Source organism: Rhodococcus sp. 15-2388-1-1a (assembly GCF_002259145.1).
GTDB lineage: Bacteria > Actinomycetota > Actinomycetes > Mycobacteriales > Mycobacteriaceae > Rhodococcoides.
On the sequence record NZ_NPFP01000004.1, the window covers coordinates 1 to 16560 of the forward strand.

Consider the following 16560-nt stretch of genomic DNA (forward strand, 5'->3'; position numbering starts at 1 on the left):
GTCGTAGTCGAGTCTTAGAGTCCGCAAATGCGCGCGCGTGTGTCAGGTGCGCGGGGAATAGGTACAGGTTGGGATGTGATTGCGCGCGCGCATTTGCGGACACGAGGGACACAGGCCGGGCGTTGCCGTCACATCGACGGACCCTGGAGCTGCCGGCACCCCGACTGCCGCTCCAAGCCTCCCGAGCTGCCCGGCACCAATGCCACCCCCTCCGGCAAACGCGCGCGCATTTGCGCACATGGGGCCGCAACGCGGGTGCCAGCACGAGGCACCGGAAGCAGCTGCGCATACGAGGGCAAACGCGCGCGCATTCGCGGACTCTAAGACTCGACTACGACTCAGGCAACGGTAGATATCAGGATCACCGCGCGGCGCGTGCTGTGCCGGCTCGGTGCGATGACATCGTCTCCGCATCACGTCGTTGTCCGAAAAGCGATGCGGTCTGCGAAATGGCTGTTGCGACAGGTTGATTGGTGGGTGACAGCTGTCGCGTCGTGCTCGCTGAATTAAATCGGTGGAGTTCGTCGCCGCGGCCGTGCATGATCGTGGCACAGGCACATCGCAGAGACCGTGGAGGTGGACAATGGCAGCAGGAACGAATCACGTGGGCCGTCGAGTCGTCTACTCGCGGATTGCCATGCTTGCCGATCATGCTCTCTGAGTGAGCCTTCGGCCGAATCGGTCGGTTCCGGCCGGCGATATGCAGCTGTCGATCCAATACTTCGCCGCACAGCAATGCTCTGTGTTCGGCGTCCATTCTTGCTGTAGGAGAATAGATGTACCAGCACGAACAGATCCTGAACGAACACCGACAACGCGTCGCGCGTGGCGCGCAGAACTACGAACGGCGTCGGGTCGCAGCGGAGAGAGCTGCCGAAACAACTGTCGCAGAATCGGATTCAAGTGAGAGTGATCCGACGGAGACAACAGCCCAGAACGATTGCGAATCGGAATCCGAGATCGAGTTCGCGGTGATGTCGTCCCGGCGCTGACAGTCAGGGCTCCATCAGATGTGAGTAGCGATCGCCCGCGGCGGCAATGAAGTCGCGAACGAACCAGCACGTAGGGACAACGCGCAGTCCCTGCGTGCTGGTGTCGTCGAGGGCGTATTCGGTGAGGGCAGCGGCAAGCCCTCGGCCGCGAAACTGCGGGAGCGTCACGGTGTGATGAAACGTTCGCGCGCCGTCCGATTCGATGTACTCCGAGTAGCCCGCCAGCTCGGAGTCGACATGGATCTCGAACCGTCGGTCGGCACTGTCGTGGGTGATCTTGACCGCCATGGTGGTACCTCCTGGCCGAGTTCGTTGTCACCACGGTAACCGGACCTCGTCCTGTGGGGTGTTCTGCGGTTACTCGAGCAGGCATCGACGCAGTAGGGTGAGGGAAACCGAGTCGTGCGAGCGCCACCCGTCGCAACACCGCTCTTCATAAGTACGGGGCGCTCTCGAGGCTGAAGGTGGCAATCCGTGGAAGACACATCCGACCGGGGAATCAAGGCATTCATCCGAACCGTCGCTCAGCGCGGTGGACGTGCGGAACGGCTGACGACGTCGCGTCGCAATCCCGTGCAGGTCTGGTCGATGGACGGCACCTCGTCGTGCATCGTTCGCGTGCGATCGAAGGTGACCGGAGATTGGAAGGCCCGCAGGCAGGACGAATCGCTCGAGAGTGACGACACCGGTTCCTCGTATTGGGTGTTCGTCGATCTGGCGAACGACGAGCCGCGCTTCTACATGGTCTCGTCCGAAGAGATGGCCACCGACATACGAGGAGAAGTCGACTTGTGGGTCCAGGATTCGCCACTGCGTACCAGGACCGGACATCACGCGATAGCGGTGGACCGAGTGCTGCACGGCAGCGAGCGTTGGGACCTGCTGGGTCTGAGTTCGACGTTGGACACATCGGTGGATCTCGGCCCCGAACAGACGTGGGTTCGTACTCCACGGGTGAAGGCGCCTCGCAAGTCGTCCAAGGCGGCCGTGGAGGAAGAAGTGATCGACAACCGGGTACGGGTGGTCGCCGATTGCGAGGGCTATCGGCTGAGTGGTCGCTACGATCCCGAGACACAGCGACTCGAGATCACCGCTGGACCGATGGAGGGCCGTCGATTCGACAATCCCTCCGTCGCTGCCAGTGCAGTGGCCACGCATATCAGTGGGGATGTCGAGGAGCGCGACGGTTGGCAGTTCTGGCAACTGGACACTCCGGATCGTGCTCCGCTGGGATCTTTTCAGTAGAGAACTACAGCTCCCGACCCCTTTGTTGTGACTCCTCACCAAATTGGCTTTTCCGGTAAAAACGGGACAAAGGTCCGATTAATCTTGCGCTGGTAGGACGAGCTCCCTGTTTTAGCCTCTGGGTCGAATCGATGTTCGAGAGTTCGTCCGTGCATCGAAATTCGGGTATCAGCGAGCTCAACGGTCGACAGTGCGAGGGGTGCTGTCGACCGTGGGGAGAGGTCTTCACCATGGAACATTCCTTCCGGACGGGCTCCGCCCACGCGTCCCGCTTCCTGTTCCTCATCGCCCAGTTCGTCGATCGGAGAATCCCGGCCGAGTTCTTCTCGGCTCAGTTCCGCGAGCTGCAGAACACCCAATCCACCTATCTCGATGCCGACGTCTCTTCTGTCATCGGAATGTTGTCGGTCGACGTCGGCGCGTACCTGGGTGATGTCGATATCCGAGGGGTGGACTACATCGACTCCGAACAACTCTGGCTGGCTGCCGGGCAGGCGTTCCGTGATCTCATGACCGTCCAGTCCGAGCACTTCGAACGCGAGGCCGGGTGACGGGCAAAGCGCACATCACCGGAATCGATCACGCTGTCGCAGAAGGTCTTCGAGCCGAAATCGTCTGTGAGTGCCGCGCATTTCGATCGGTAGATCGCCCGCATCGGCCAACCGTCTGACATAGGTGTCGGATACCCCGAGCACCTCGGCAGCCTGCGAGGTGGTCAGCAACTCGTCCACGGTGCCGATGGCCACCGCCCGCCCGGTCGCGAGCTGGGTGAGAAGTTCCAACACCGCGCCGCGTGCTGCGTCGTCGAGCCGAACCTCCGAACCGCCGATACTGATGTCGAGGTCTGCTCCGGTCCGCTCGTGAACGACCGCCGCCAGCGAGGTGGCCGATCGCGACTCGAGGGCAGGCATGACGAATCGGAAGTCCATTCTTCCAGGATAGGAGCGGGCAACGGCCTCGGTGCGCATAGGCTCGAAGCACCCAGCATGTGAGGAGTGTTCAGTGCCGCAGTTGTTGCACCTCGATTCGTCCGCCGACCCGGTCGGCTCGATCAGCCGCCGGGTGACGGCCCGCTTCTCGGACGCCTGGCACGGCATCGGCACCGACCACTCGGTGATCCCTCGAGACCTGCATTCGAGTCCGCTGCCGCACCTACCCACGTCTGCGTTGCACTGGGCACCTCATCTGCGAACCGCCGACGAAACCGTCGATCCATCCGCCGAGGCGTTGCAGGTCGAACTGATCGAGGAACTGATCTCGGCGGACGTGGTGTTGATCGGTGCGCCGATGTACAACTGGTCGATCCCGTCGACCCTGAAGGCATGGATCGACTACGTACACGTTCCGGGCATCACCGTGCCGTTCGACAGCGACACGGCACCTCTCGTCGGCAAGCCCGTGGTCGTGGTGACCAGTCGGGGAAACGACTACACCCCCGGTACCGACAACGCGTCCACCGACCACACCACCGCACAACTGCGACAGGTGCTCGGAGTCGCGCTGGGAATGGACGTCCACTTCGTCCCGGTCGATCTGACTCTCGCCGAGCGGGTGCCGGCACTCGCGCCGCAGATTCCGCAGGCGCGAGCCAATCTCGAGGCTGCGTTCTCCGCCGTCGACGATCTCGCGCGGCGATTGGGTGGAGCTACCACCAGGTGAGAGCCGAGTAGCCTGGCGAGGTGCTCTCGAACGGCCCAGGCAACGACACCACCCGTGGTGAACGTGGATCGGGGCGTCATCGCATCAGGAAGCCGTCGCGCGATCGAGGCCTCGCGCTCCGAATCGGCCGGGTTTTCGTCGCCACTGCGGCAGTGGGCTCGATCGTGGTCAGCGGAATCGGGTTCGCGGTGTACCGCGAAGCCACCACGGGACTGACCACCTCGAACGCGCTCGACGGCATCGCGAACAACGATCCGAGTGGCAACGGCGAGGACACCGACATCCTGTTGATCGGCCTCGACAGCCGCAAGGACATGGACGGCAACGACCTACCTGCCGAGTTCGTCACCGACGCGCTGCATGCAGGCGACAGCGACGTGGGGGGATACAACACCAACACCCTGTTGCTGGTGCACCTTCCGGCCGACGGCGGGCGCGCGACGGCGCTGTCGATACCTCGCGACGACTACGTCGACGTTCCCGGATACGGCAAGCGAAAGATCAAGGAAGCGTACGGACTTGCGAAAGCCGACGCCGATACACAGTTGCTCGACGAGGGCGTCACCGATCCGGCCGAACGGGAGCGACGAGCGCGCGACGCGGGACGACGGTCGACGTTGACCGCGGTTCGTGATCTGCTCGACGTGCCGATCGATCATTTTGCCGAAGTCAACCTTCTGGGCTTCTACGACGTCGCGGCAGCTGTCGGACCCATTCAGGTGTGCCTGAACAATCCGGTACACGACAACTACTCGGGGGCGGACTTCGCTGCGGGCACGCAAGAACTGAGCGCCTCGCAGGCACTGTCCTTCGTCCGGCAACGCCACGGCCTCGACAACGGCGATCTCGATCGAACCAAGCGACAGCAGGCCTTCGTGGCCGGAGTGATGGCCAAGCTCAGCTCCTCCGGTGTCATGGCGAACATCGGCGAACTCCGGGCGCTCGTAGCGGGCACCAAGGACGACGTCGTGATCGACGCATCCCTGGATCCGGTGAAGCTCGCAGGGGGAGCCGGTGCAGTCATGCAGGGCGACATCGATTTCTACACGCTCCCGATCACGGGCTACGACACGATCGACGGGCAGGACGTCAACCTCGTCGACGTCGACGCCATCAGGGCCGAGGCAGCGCGGTTGATCGATGACGCGCCGCCGCCCGCACCGCCGATCACCGCGGCACCCGATCCGGGAACGGAGCTGCCCCCGCTCGAGGTCGCTGCGCCGGATCCGTCCCTGGATCCGGTAGCAGCCCCTGACGAGGGTGTGCACAGCGACGGCGGCATTCCCTGTGTCGACTGAGCCCTGTGTCGACTGAGCCCTGTGTCGACTGAGCCCTGTCGACCGAACTCGCGCGGTACCGGTCAGAGGGTCGGCGTGCTGAGCAGAACGTCCATCAGCTGTTTCTCCACGGCCGCGAACTGCGGCGTCGTGACGATCTCGAGCCCGCGCGGGCGGGGCAGCGTCACCTCGATCTGCCGTCGGACGTGGGCGGGTCTGGGGGAGAGGACGATCACGCGATCGGAGAGATAGACCGCTTCTCGGATGTCGTGCGTGACCATCAGCACGGTCCACCGAAACTCCGACCAGACCTGCTGCAACCAGGCCTGCATGTCGCTCCTGGTCAACGAGTCCAGCGCTCCGAACGGTTCGTCGAGCAGCAGTACCGATCGTCCCTGCACCACCGTGCGCAGCAGCGCCGCTCGCTGGCGCATGCCGCCGGAGAGTTCGGACGGTCTGGCCGACTCGTACCCGTCCAGACCGAATACCGGGAACAGCTCGCGTGCCCGCGCCCGCGCCTCCTTCTTGGCAATGCCCTGCACTTCGAGCCCGAGGGTGGTGTTGTCCAACACCGAACGCCACGGAAACAGCAGATCCTTCTGCGGCATGTAGGCGCACGGTGGTACTCGCACCGTGCCGGAGTCGGGCCTGTCGAGTCCGGCCAGCATGTTGAACACCGTGCTCTTACCGGAACCGCTCGGGCCGATGATCGACACGAACTCGCCGGGCCGAACACCGAACGACATGCCGTCGAGTACGGGCTTGTCGCCGAATGATTTGGTGAGATCGCGAACATCGATGCAGGTGTCGGAGTCAGACATGAAGACCCGCCGAACCGTGGCGCGCCCAAGGAGCGACGAACCGCTCCACCAGGAAGGTGGAGACGAACAGGACCACGCTGATCACGGCAGTCACGGCAACCGCGGCGAGAACCAGATCGGTACGAAAAGAGTTCTTCTGTTGGCTCATGTAGATGCCGAGTCCCGCACTGGCCCCGGCATATTCAGCAAAGATCGCACCGACCACCGCGTAGGTGATTCCGATGCGAAGTGAGGTGAAGAATCGGGGGAGCGCCGACGGTAGCCGCACGTATCGAAACTGTTGCCAGCGCGAGGCGCCCATGCTGGCCAGCAGTGATCTCGCGTCTCGATCGGCCGCCGCGAAACCCTCGATGAGCCCGATGGCCATCGGGAAGAACGTGGCCAACGCGATGACCAGGATCTTCGGAAGCAGCCCGAAGCCGAACCAGATGATCAACAGCGGCGCGATCGCGATGATCGGAAGCGTCTGCGATACGACGAAGAGGGGTACGAACGCGCGCCGCAGCCACGGCGAGAAATCCACCGCGATGGCCAGCAGCCATGCCAGGGCCAGGGAGACCGCGAACCCGACCAGGGTCACCTGCAGAGTCGCCGCCGCGTTCTCGGCGATCGCATCGCGTTGCGCCCAACCCTGGACCACCACTCGGCCGGGAGACGGCAGCACCTGCGGCCGGATGCCGCTGATCTGGACGTAGATCTGCCAGGCGGCGATGAGCAGTACGACGACGGTCAGCGCGGGCCACGCCCAACGAAGCGAGGCTCGGACACCGCTGAACGAGTAGGAACCTCGGTCAGCGGCTACCGACTCATCGATTGCCGAGGTAGTCATTGGTGAAGTAGGTCGACCAGTCCGGCTCCGCGGTCAGAGGCGCGCCGTTCTGATCGGCCAGCACACCGCTGTCGTAGAGGAATTTCGAGTACGCGGTCCACTTGTCGAGACTCTGTCGTCCTACCTCGCCAGTGGAGTCCTTCATGTACTTCGCTGCGAGCATCTCCTGGCTCTCGAAGACGAGCGACTCGTCGGTGAAGGTTCCCGGATTGGCGTCGATCAGATCCTGTGCGGCCTTGTCCGGATCGTCGGCGGCGAGTTGGTAGCCGCGCTGAAGTGCCTGGACGAACTTCTCGGCCTCGTCCGGATGGGCTGCGAGCCAGGGCTCGTTGCCGCTGATCGTGATGGCGTAGGCGTCCGGAAACCCATAGTCGGTGTAGTCGAAGTACTTCATCGGCGTTCCGCTGTGCTCGGCTTCGATGCCTTCCCACGCGAAGTAGGAGACGGTGAAGTCGGCGGTACCGGAGTACACCGCCTCGTATGCCGAGGTGCCCAGTACCACCGTTTCGTATTCGCCTGTGCCGCCGTCGTTCTGAATGACCTTCTCGAGTCCGGCCTGCTCACCGGACTCGCCGAACCCGGCGTAGACCTTCCCGTCGAGTGCCTTCGGGCTCGGGATGTCGTCTCGATCGGCGCGAACTCCGATGCCGGTAGCCCAATGCTGCAGCGGCGCAAGGACGGACACTGTCTGCGCGCCTGCGGAGGTCGCGAATACGCCCGAACTCTGTGTGCTGATGCCGAACTCGGCGTTTCCGGCATCGACGAGAGTGTCCGCCGCGGTGTTGTTGTACGGCAGAATCTCCACGTCCAGGCCGGCGTCGGCGAAATAGCCCTCCTGCAGGGCGACATACAGGCCGGTGTGGTTCGTGTTCGGCGTCCAGTCCAACGCGAACCGAATGGTGTCGGAGTCCGTCGAATCGGAGCAGCCCGCCAGTCCGGTCGTGGCAACGACTGCCGTCGCCAACGCCGCGAGGATTCGAGTGGTTCTCATGCGTACACCGCACTCTCGGCCAGGGGCCATGGGGTGGGATGTAATGCGCTGTCCCAGAACATCAATTCGTACCGCGACGCGACGACGAAGGCGTCGATCATCTGCTCGCGCTGCGCCGGCGTCGCGGCCGCTGCGGCGTCATCGACGAAGGTCTTGGCAGCGTCGACGATGGCATGGAATTCGGGTGCGTCGTACGCGGCCACCCACTGCGCGTACGGGTGGTCGGGATCGCGATCGAGAACCACCCTCGCTGCACCGGCGAGTGAGCGGCCGACGTCTGCGTAGATCCAGAAGCACGGCAGAACAGCTGCTGCTGCAACAGGATACGGTTCGGTTGCCGCCGTCGCGGTCAGGTAGGACGTGTAACCGAGGCATGCCGGTGAAGGCTCGGGCGTCCGGGTCGACGGGGGCAGCGCTCCACCGGTCAGCATCGCCTCGTGCGACGCGGCCTCGTCCATCGCGCTCGCGGCAGCGCTTGCCCAGAATGCTCCGGCGAACGGGTTCGGTGCATGTGCTGCCAGCAGTGACAGCGACTTCACGTACCCACCGAGATAGAGTGAGTCCTGTTCGAGGTACCGACGGAACGCGTCGAGCGGAAGCGTCCCGGCCCCGAGTAGTCGAAGAAATTCGAGGTCGTCGATCGCGCGTCGAATGTCCTCGGAGGCATTCCACAGTCGATCGGTGAAGCGGACCGGGTCCGCAGATACAACAGGCGTCATCGCCTTGACATCCCTTCGTCAGTATTACCTGCATCAGGTTCGGCGGGTTTGATCTCAGCATCCGCATCGGCGGACACACCCCGTGTCAGAACGACAGTGACAGTAACACCGGTCACCCGGTGGCGCTGCTGCCGCCCCTGTATCTGCGGTCCGGGTTCAGCCCAGCATGTCTTCGAGCTCCATACCCTTGGTCTCCCGGATCTTGGCCTTGACGAAGAAGAACGAGAGTGCGGCGAACACAGCGAATCCTGCGTAGATCACCCACAGTCCCACAGACGACGTCAGCGGCGGGAAGGCAAGCGTGACAGCGAAGTTGGCCATCCAGTTGGCTGCAGTGCCGATGCCGAGTGCCATGGCCCGCATGCGGTTGGGGAACATCTCACCGAGCATGACCCACATGATCGGACCCCAGGTGGATGCGAAGAATATGACGAAAAGATTGGCGCCGATCAGCGCGATCGCACCCCACGGAGCAGGCAACGTGACGTCGTCGCCGCTGCCGGTCGCCTGCGAGAACGCCACCGACGCCATGACGAGTCCGCCGAACATGCCGATCGAGCCCGCCATCAGCAGCTTGCGCCTACCGATTCGGTCGACGAACAGAATCGCCACGAACGTCATGACCACGTTGATCACGGCGGTGATGACCGACGTCGTGAACGACTGATCCTCACTGAAGCCGACCGAGCGCCACAGCGTCGTCGAGTAGTAGAAGATCGCGTTGATGCCGACCAACTGCTGCAGCACGGCCATCGTGATGCCCACCCAGACGATGGGTTGCAGACCGAACTTCGGACCGCGAATGTCGGCGAACGACGAGCGTGACTCCTTGCGCAGTGTCAGCCTGATCTCGTGGACGCGCTCGTCCGGATGCAGTTCGCCGGTGATCTCGGCGAGGACTCTGGCGGCTTCCTCGTCGAGATGCTGACCGACGAGGTAGCGCGGAGACTCCGGGATCAGGGTTGCCAACAACCCGTACACCAGCGCCGGTACGACGCCGACCAGGAACATCCAGCGCCAGGCCTCGATGCCGAACCACAGGTCGTTGGACGCCCCGTCCGCGGCACCCGCGAGGAGGGCGTCGGACAGCAGAGCGGCGAAAATACCGATGGTGATGGCCAACTGCTGGAGCGAGGCCAAGGAACCGCGCCACTTGGCCGGAGCGATCTCGGCGATGTACGCCGGTGCGATCACCGAGGCGATGCCGATTCCCAGTCCACCGAGCACTCGCCAGAGCATGAGGTCGGGGACGCTGAACGCCAGTCCCGAACCGATCGACGAAACGACGAACAGGGCCGAGCCGAGCAGCATGACCTTCTTGCGTCCCCAACGGTCTGCGAGGCTGCCGGCGAACCAGGCACCCACTGCGCACCCGATGAGGGCGATCGCGACCACGAAGCCGGTGGTGAACGAGCCGAGGAGGAAGTGATCTTCGATCGAGTCGACAGCGCCGTTGATGACGGAACTGTCGAAGCCGAACAGGAATCCGCCCACAGCAGCGGCGATGCTGACGCCGATGACCTTCGCTGTGTGGCGGTCCGAGGTCTGATTCATGAGTGATGCACCTTCCGGCCGCGCGCACGGGCGTCGGCCGCTGGGGAGACCGTACGGCAGGAATTGTCGTACCGTCCCCGGACATTACGCCTGGTAATTTGCTGAGCGAACGAGACCGTCAACGAAGGTCGAAATCATCGTCCGAGACGGTGAAACCGTGGCCGACCTGATCGGTGCACGTGACTCCGGTCTGCTCGTCGACGCTGCACCGAAGGCCGTTGGTGGAGCCGCTTCCGGGGACGGTGAGCTCCTCGCCGTACGGCAAGGCTGCCGCAGGACCGTCGAAACGGTGGAACTTGGGATCGCCGAGGCTCTCGAACTTCGCCGGTGATCCAGCGATCAGCTGCACGGCATTGGGTTTCACCGCCGTTTCCGACGCCCCGCTGCCGGGAACCTCGGGTGCCGAAGAAGGGAGCGACCCGTGGCATCCGGCGATCGAGGATTCGAGGACGGCGATACCGCACTCGAACTTTCCGCTGGGGCTCGAGAAGTAGTACCAGCCGGGTGCCTTGCCTGCGTAGTCCTGCGGTTTCGCCTGGGGTGCAGCAGGACTCGTCGGTGTCGCCGTGGTGGACGTCGGCGTGGTGGTCGCTGCGGTGGACGGTGATGCCGGCGCGGCAGAGGGGGCGGAGGGAGCCGTGGTGATCGGGGTGGGGCGGTCGGTGATCACGGTCGCCATCGGTCCGTCGCCTCCGCCGCTCGAACCGCAGGCTCCGAGCAGACATGCCCCGACGACTGCCACTGCGGCACATCCGATTCTCTTCATCGACGGTTCCTTCGCTCGCGGGCGTCGACGCTGTGCGTATCGTCGCCGAGGGGATGGTTGATGTTGGTACGTTGGGCAACGACCGAACGGGAGGTTCCATGGCCATCGCCTCTGACTCCGGCGCGTCCGATTCCACCGAGCCCGATTCCACCGTGCTCGTGAGCACGCCCTACGGCGACGTTCTCGGCTATCCGGTCGCTGCCGATGCGTCGCCGATCCTGGCCTGGCGGGGTATTCCCTACGCGACGCCTCCGGTGGGGAAGCTCAGGTTCCGAGCGCCGCGTCCGTTGCAGCCCTGGTCTGGAGTGCTCGACGGCCTCGAATTCGGTGCGATGGCTCCGCAGGGTCGCGACAGTCCGGTGCCGATCGATCCGTCGCTGTCGATTTCCGAGGACTGCCTCACGCTCAACGTCTGGGCTCCCCGTCCCGATGCAGAACTGCGGCCGGTGTTGGTCTGGATCCATGGCGGTGCGTACTCGCTCGGATCGTCCGCCCAGCGGGTCTACGACGGGAGAAACCTCAGCGAGAACGGCGACGTGGTGGTGGTGACCATCAATTTTCGTCTCGGCCCGTTCGGGTTCCTCGACCTGTCCTCGTTCTCCACCGACGAGCACACGTTCGAGACCAATCTGGGGCTGCGAGATCAGATTGCCGCACTGCAGTGGGTCCGTGAGTGCATCTCTGCGTTCGGCGGCGATCCCGATCAGGTGACGGTGTTCGGTGAATCCTCCGGGGGAGCGTCGGTCACCACGTTGATGACCTCTCCCAAGGCCGAGGGTCTGTTCCAGCGAGCGATCGTGCAGAGCGCGCCTGCGACCTCGGTGTACGGCCCCGACCGCGGAGCCGCGGTGGCGTCGAGGTTCCTGGAGTTGGTGGGCGTCGACCGGGAAGACATCGGTGAACTGTTCGATATGCATTTCACCAGGCTGGTCACCGCCGGCGACACGCTCTGCTACGAGATCCCGACGACAGTTCCTGGGACACTCGGCCTTTCGCCGGTCGTCGACGGAGACATCGTGCCGCGCTATCCAGTGGCAGCCTTCCAGAAGGGGCTCTCGCACAAGATCCCGTTGATCATCGGCACCAACCACGACGAGCCCTCGATCTTTCGATTCATGAAGTCTCCGTTGATGCCGATCACCTCCGACACCGTCTCCGAGATGTTCCGCGCCATCGCTCACGACCACGCGGATCTGCCCGCCTATCGGGTCGCCGAGATCATGGCCGCATATCCGGACCGGGACAAACCCGCTGGGGCACAGGCCATATCGCGCGACGCGGGGTTCCTCATGCCGAGCGTCTGGATCGCCGACGGGCACAGCAGGCATTCGCCGACATGGATGTACCGATTCGATCATGCGACGCCGATGCTCAAGGCCGCACGGGTGGGAGCGGGACACGCGACCGAACTGCCGTATGTGTTCGGTAATTTCGGAACACTCAGCCGAGACCCCACCTTCTGGCTCGGTGGCCGGAAGCCGGCGATGGCGGTGTCCGCGCGGATGCAGAGACGCTGGCTCGCTTTCGCGCGGTACGGCGTACCCGCAGCGTTGGATGCGTCCAAGCATTGGGCCCCGTACACCGAGCAGGCGCGCTGGACGCTGGTGATCGATGCATCCGACACTCTCGTCGACGACCCCGACGGCGAGATGCGCGCTGCATGGGGCGACCGCGTTCTCGGGTTCAGCTGACACATCGCTCATGCGTTCTGTCGCACGGCGTTGCTGACATGAATCGAACGTAACAGCAAGAACACCGGTCGCTCGAGTCACACCGGTAACAATTGGATGTCAGCGACCTGTCGGTAGGTGCGGTTAAGTTCGATGGTGTGTTGATGTCGAGGATCGTCGAAACGTCCAGTGCCGTGGCAGCGACGCGCTCGCGAAAGGTCAAGATCGAGCAACTCGGTGCCCTGCTCGCCGAGGCCGAGGCCGGTGACATCGGGCCCGCCGTGTCGTGGCTGTCGGGGGAGTTGCCGCAGGGGCGGATAGGGGTCGGCTGGCGCACTCTCGCCGATCTCGACGTGACGTCCGCCGCGGACTCGACACTGACGGTTGCCGAGGTGGACGAGGCGATATCTTCGGTCGCGGCGACCTCGGGGGCGGGTTCTGCTGCGCGGCGGGTAGCGATATTGACCGACCTGTTCTCCCGAAGTACGGCCGAGGAGCGTCGGTTTCTGATCCGGCTCGTCACCGGCGAGCTGCGCCAGGGCGCGCTCGAAGGGATCATGGTCGACGCCGTTGCCGCCGCCACGAACCTGCCGCAAGCGCCGGTGCGTCGGGCATTCATGCTCTCGGGTCGTTTGCCTGCCACGGCCATAGCCGCCATGACCGGTGGCGTCGACGCGCTGGATGCATTCCGGCTCGAGGTCGGTCGTCCGGTCCGGCCGATGCTGGCGTCGCCGGCGGAATCTCTGCGCGGTGCCTGGGAACAGATGTCCGGCGATGTCACCGTCGAATACAAACTCGACGGCGCGCGAATTCAGGTGCACCGCTCCGGAAACAACGTGAGCATCTACACGCGGACTCTGCGCGACATCACTGCCGGCGTGCCCGAGCTGGTGGACCTCGTTCTCGAGCTGCCGTGCGATTCGGTGGTCCTGGACGGGGAGACCCTCGCGCTCGACGACAGCGGACGGCCCAGGCCTTTCCAGGAAACGATGAGCCGGTTCGGTGCCGAGAGCGCGCACGAGCTCCTGCTGCAGCCCTATTTCTTCGACTGCCTGCACCTCGACGGTGTCGATCTGCTCGATTCCCCGCTGGAGCAACGGCTGGCGGCACTGGACCGGGTGGCACCGGGGCACCGAATTCCCAGTGCCGTTCGGCCCGATGCGGACCAAGCAGCGGCCCACTTCGACGCTGCACTCGACGCCGGGCACGAGGGAGTCATGCTCAAAGCTCTCGGTGCACCGTACGCCGCAGGCCGTCGCGGAAAGAGCTGGCAGAAGGTCAAACCCGAACACACCCTCGACCTCGTCGTCCTCGGAGCCGAGTGGGGGTACGGGCGGCGCACCGGCTACCTGTCCAACCTGCACCTGGGAGCTCGCGATCCCGACGGCGGTGACCCGATCATGGTGGGGAAGACCTTCAAAGGCCTGACCGACGTGTTGTTGCAGTGGCAGACCGACGAATTCCCGAAACACGAGCGAGAGCGCGACGAGCACACCGTGTACCTGCGCCCCGAACTGATCGTCGAAATCGAACTCGACGGCGTGCAGGTCAGCCCACGTTATCCGGGCGGCGTTGCCCTGCGATTCGCGCGAGTACTGCGATACCGACCCGACAAGAACCTCGCCACCGCGGACTCCATCGACGCTGTGCGCGCACTCCTTCCACATTCGTGAAAACAGTTCCGACGATTAATACATACGAAACCGGCCGAACGATCCCGTAACACGGCGCAAAATATCTTGAGGGTGCAAGCCAGCGAGAGATGGAGTGCCAATGATGTCCACAGTTCGAGCTGCTCTGGTCCAAAGCAAGTGGACCGGTGACAAAGAATCGATGATCGCGGCACACGAGGGGTTTGCTCGGTCCGCCGCCGAGCAGGGCGCGAAAGTTGTCTGCTTCCAAGAACTTTTCTACGGTCCCTACTTCTGTCAGCTACAGGACGCGAAGTTCTACGAATACGCAGAATCGGTACCAGGGCCCACCGTCGACCGTTTCGCCGCACTGGCGAAGGAACTCGGCATCGTGATGATTCTGCCCGTGTACGAGCAGGAACAACCCGGACTTCTGTACAACACCGCTGCCGTCGTCGACGCCGACGGGACCTATCTCGGCAAGTACAGAAAACACCACATCCCCCACGTGAACGGATTCTGGGAGAAGTTCTACTTTCGCCCCGGCAATCTGGGGTGGCCGGTGTTCGACACCGCGGTCGGGCGTATCGGTGTCTACATCTGCTACGACAGACATTTCCCGGAAGGTTGGCGCGCACTCGGTCTTGCCGGTGCCGAAATCGTCTTCAATCCGTCGGCCACCTCGCGGGGCCTGTCGAACTACCTGTGGAAGCTCGAACAACCCGCCTCGGCCGTCGCAAACGAGTACTACGTGGGCGCGATCAATCGAGTCGGAATCGAATCCGAATACGGTGACGACGATTTCTACGGGACCAGCTATTTCGTGGATCCCGAAGGCAAATTCGTCGGCGAGGTGGCGTCGGATTCGGAACCCGAAATAATCGTGCGTGACCTCGACATGGACCTGCTCAAGGTGGTCCGCGACCGATGGGCCTTCTATCGTGACCGCAGACCCGACGCATACGGCCCGCTGGTGCAACCCTGATGGCCACCACCTTCGTGCACGGTGGGACCGTGGTATCCACCACCGGCGCACAGGAATTGGATGTGCTCATCGACGGTGAGAGCATCGTCGCAGTGCTTGCACCCGGATCGGTCTCCCTGGCCGCGGACCTGAAGACCTCGGCGGACGTCGTCGTCGACGCGACCGGCAAATACGTCATTCCTGGTGGGGTCGACGGACACACGCACATGGAGATGCCGTTCGGCGGTACGTTCGCCTCCGATACCTTCGAAACCGGAACGCGCGCAGCGGCCTGGGGTGGCACGACGACGATCGTGGACTTCGCGATTCAGACCCCCGGTCAGCGCGTCCAGGACACTCTGGCGCAGTGGCACGAGAAGGCCGCGGGGCAGTGCGCCATCGATTACGGCTTCCATCAGATCATCGGCGACGTCACCGACGATTCCCTGAAAGCCATGAGCGAGTTGGTGTCCGAGGGCGTCACCAGCTTCAAACTCTTCATGGCCTATCCGGGTGTGTTCTACTCCGACGACGGCAAGATCCTGCGCGCCATGCAGTCAGCCGCCGAAACGGGTGCACTGCTGATGATGCACGCGGAGAACGGCATCGCGATCGATGTACTCGTTGCTCAATCGATCGCGCGTGGAGACACGGCCCCGTACTTCCACGGCACGTCACGGCCGTGGCAGCTCGAGGAGGAGGCGACGCATCGAGCGATCATGCTCGCTCACGTCACCGGCGCACCGCTCTACGTCGTACACGTCTCTGCCAAGCAGGCCCTGGAACAGATTGCGCAGGCCCGTGGCAACGGGCAGAACGTGTTTGCCGAGACGTGTCCGCAGTACCTCTATCTGTCTCTCGAAGAACAACTCGGTGCACCGGGCTTCGAGGGTGCCAAGTGGGTCTGCTCGACGCCACTGCGGTCGCGAGCCGAGGGGCATCAGGACGAGTTGTGGCGGTACCTGCGCACCGGAGACGTGGCGACCGTCAGTACCGATCATTGCCCGTTCTGCATGAAGGACCAGAAGGAGATGGGTATCGGCGATTTCTCCAGGATTCCCAACGGGATCGGCTCGGTGGAACATCGTATCGATCTGATGTTCCAGGGCGTCAAGAGCGGCAGGATCACGCTGGAGAAGTGGGTCGACGTGTGCTGCACCACTCCGGCCAGGATGTTCGGAATGTATCCGAGGAAAGGTGTCATCACCCCGGGTGCCGACGCGGACATCGTGATCTACGACCCGAACGGACACACCAGCATCGGCGTCGACAAGACCCACCACATGAACATGGACTACTCGGCGTACGAAGGTTTCGAGATCGACGGGCATGTCGACACCGTGATCTCTCGCGGCCGGATCATCGTCGACGGTGGATCCTATTCCGGCACTGCGGGACACGGACGATTCGTCCGACGCGACCTGTCTCAGAATCTGATCTGA

At 63.6% G+C, this 16560-nt stretch carries 16 protein-coding genes and 1 riboswitch; of the genes, 8 read left to right on the forward strand and 8 right to left on the reverse strand.

The window, feature by feature from the left end:
• Nucleotides 1–995: 995 nt before the first annotated feature.
• Complete coding sequence (locus CH302_RS03195; RefSeq protein WP_037193455.1) at nucleotides 996–1280, reverse strand: GNAT family N-acetyltransferase; 285 nt, start codon at nucleotides 1278–1280, stop codon at nucleotides 996–998.
• A gap of 186 nt (nucleotides 1281–1466) precedes the next feature.
• Here CH302_RS03195 and CH302_RS03200 point away from each other — a divergent pair, with 186 nt between their 5' ends.
• On the forward strand, nucleotides 1467–2237 hold the full coding sequence (locus CH302_RS03200) for a hypothetical protein (RefSeq protein WP_037193454.1): 771 nt from the start codon (nucleotides 1467–1469) through the stop codon (nucleotides 2235–2237).
• A 230-nt stretch (nucleotides 2238–2467) separates the two neighbouring features.
• Nucleotides 2468–2788, forward strand: coding sequence for a hypothetical protein (locus CH302_RS03205; RefSeq protein ID WP_037193733.1), 321 nt, complete (start codon nucleotides 2468–2470; stop codon nucleotides 2786–2788).
• A 15-nt stretch (nucleotides 2789–2803) separates the two neighbouring features.
• On the opposite strand, the gene CH302_RS03210 is transcribed toward CH302_RS03205, so the two are convergent.
• Entirely contained in the window at nucleotides 2804–3166 is a 363-nt protein-coding gene (locus CH302_RS03210; RefSeq protein WP_037193731.1) for a helix-turn-helix domain-containing protein, read from the reverse strand.
• A 73-nt stretch (nucleotides 3167–3239) separates the two neighbouring features.
• On the opposite strand from CH302_RS03210, the gene CH302_RS03215 reads away from it, so the two are divergent.
• A complete protein-coding gene (locus CH302_RS03215; protein WP_082323750.1) occupies nucleotides 3240–3896 on the forward strand; it encodes an FMN-dependent NADH-azoreductase in 657 nt (218 codons plus the stop codon).
• A gap of 20 nt (nucleotides 3897–3916) precedes the next feature.
• Nucleotides 3917–5194: an LCP family protein gene (locus CH302_RS03220; protein ID WP_037193453.1), complete on the forward strand. Its 1278-nt coding sequence runs from the start codon at nucleotides 3917–3919 to the stop codon at nucleotides 5192–5194.
• A gap of 62 nt (nucleotides 5195–5256) precedes the next feature.
• Here the strand turns inward: CH302_RS03220 and CH302_RS03225 are convergent, their stop codons facing one another.
• The 6 genes from CH302_RS03225 to CH302_RS30505 form a co-directional block, all read right to left on the reverse strand.
• A complete protein-coding gene (locus CH302_RS03225) occupies nucleotides 5257–5994 on the reverse strand; it encodes an ABC transporter ATP-binding protein (protein WP_037193452.1) in 738 nt (245 codons plus the stop codon).
• Complete coding sequence (locus CH302_RS03230) at nucleotides 5987–6823, reverse strand: ABC transporter permease (protein ID WP_037193451.1); 837 nt, start codon at nucleotides 6821–6823, stop codon at nucleotides 5987–5989. The genes CH302_RS03225 and CH302_RS03230 overlap by 8 nt, the downstream gene beginning before the upstream one ends.
• The gene (locus CH302_RS03235; RefSeq protein ID WP_037193449.1) at nucleotides 6801–7814 is read right to left on the reverse strand and encodes an ABC transporter substrate-binding protein; all 1014 of its coding nucleotides are present in this window, start codon (nucleotides 7812–7814) and stop codon (nucleotides 6801–6803) included. Before CH302_RS03235 ends, CH302_RS03230 begins: the two co-directional genes overlap by 23 nt.
• Nucleotides 7811–8533, reverse strand: coding sequence for a TenA family protein (locus CH302_RS03240; RefSeq protein ID WP_037193448.1), 723 nt, complete (start codon nucleotides 8531–8533; stop codon nucleotides 7811–7813). The genes CH302_RS03235 and CH302_RS03240 overlap by 4 nt, the downstream gene beginning before the upstream one ends.
• A riboswitch (TPP riboswitch) is annotated at nucleotides 8527–8626 on the reverse strand. (Overlaps the previous gene by 7 nt.)
• 63 nt (nucleotides 8627–8689) lie before the next feature.
• Nucleotides 8690–10087, reverse strand: a complete 1398-nt coding sequence (locus tag CH302_RS03245; protein ID WP_037193447.1) for a sugar porter family MFS transporter — start codon at nucleotides 10085–10087, stop codon at nucleotides 8690–8692.
• Between the two features lie 118 nt (nucleotides 10088–10205).
• Nucleotides 10206–10853, reverse strand: a complete 648-nt coding sequence (locus CH302_RS30505) for a hypothetical protein (protein ID WP_230596360.1) — start codon at nucleotides 10851–10853, stop codon at nucleotides 10206–10208.
• 98 nt (nucleotides 10854–10951) lie between these two features.
• On the opposite strand from CH302_RS30505, the gene CH302_RS03255 reads away from it, so the two are divergent.
• The 4 genes from CH302_RS03255 (at nucleotide 10952) to hydA (ending at nucleotide 16560) form a co-directional block, all read left to right on the forward strand.
• Entirely contained in the window at nucleotides 10952–12544 is a 1593-nt protein-coding gene (locus CH302_RS03255; protein WP_052047918.1) for a carboxylesterase/lipase family protein, read from the forward strand.
• 137 nt (nucleotides 12545–12681) lie between these two features.
• Nucleotides 12682–14196, forward strand: a complete 1515-nt coding sequence (locus tag CH302_RS03260) for an ATP-dependent DNA ligase (RefSeq protein WP_037193446.1) — start codon at nucleotides 12682–12684, stop codon at nucleotides 14194–14196.
• A 103-nt stretch (nucleotides 14197–14299) separates the two neighbouring features.
• Nucleotides 14300–15139 carry a nitrilase-related carbon-nitrogen hydrolase gene (locus tag CH302_RS03265; protein ID WP_212556183.1) on the forward strand — a complete coding sequence of 280 codons (840 nt, stop codon included), beginning with the start codon at nucleotides 14300–14302 and terminating at the stop codon, nucleotides 15137–15139.
• Complete coding sequence (gene hydA / locus CH302_RS03270) at nucleotides 15139–16560, forward strand: dihydropyrimidinase (RefSeq protein ID WP_037193440.1); 1422 nt, start codon at nucleotides 15139–15141, stop codon at nucleotides 16558–16560. Before CH302_RS03265 ends, hydA begins: the two co-directional genes overlap by 1 nt.

Coding starts and splice junctions, on each gene's coding strand:
- CH302_RS03195 (WP_037193455.1), bottom strand. CDS start 1,280: ATGGCGGTCAAGATCACCCACGACAGTGCCGACCGACGGTTCGAGATC.
- CH302_RS03205 (WP_037193733.1), top strand. CDS start 2,468: ATGGAACATTCCTTCCGGACGGGCTCCGCCCACGCGTCCCGCTTCCTG.
- CH302_RS03210 (WP_037193731.1), bottom strand. CDS start 3,166: ATGGACTTCCGATTCGTCATGCCTGCCCTCGAGTCGCGATCGGCCACC.
- CH302_RS03225 (WP_037193452.1), bottom strand. CDS start 5,994: ATGTCTGACTCCGACACCTGCATCGATGTTCGCGATCTCACCAAATCA.
- CH302_RS03230 (WP_037193451.1), bottom strand. CDS start 6,823: ATGACTACCTCGGCAATCGATGAGTCGGTAGCCGCTGACCGAGGTTCC.
- CH302_RS03235 (WP_037193449.1), bottom strand. CDS start 7,814: ATGAGAACCACTCGAATCCTCGCGGCGTTGGCGACGGCAGTCGTTGCC.
- CH302_RS03240 (WP_037193448.1), bottom strand. CDS start 8,533: ATGACGCCTGTTGTATCTGCGGACCCGGTCCGCTTCACCGATCGACTG.
- CH302_RS03245 (WP_037193447.1), bottom strand. CDS start 10,087: ATGAATCAGACCTCGGACCGCCACACAGCGAAGGTCATCGGCGTCAGC.
- CH302_RS30505 (WP_230596360.1), bottom strand. CDS start 10,853: ATGAAGAGAATCGGATGTGCCGCAGTGGCAGTCGTCGGGGCATGTCTG.
- CH302_RS03255 (WP_052047918.1), top strand. CDS start 10,952: ATGGCCATCGCCTCTGACTCCGGCGCGTCCGATTCCACCGAGCCCGAT.
- CH302_RS03265 (WP_212556183.1), top strand. CDS start 14,300: ATGTCCACAGTTCGAGCTGCTCTGGTCCAAAGCAAGTGGACCGGTGAC.
- hydA (WP_037193440.1), top strand. CDS start 15,139: ATGGCCACCACCTTCGTGCACGGTGGGACCGTGGTATCCACCACCGGC.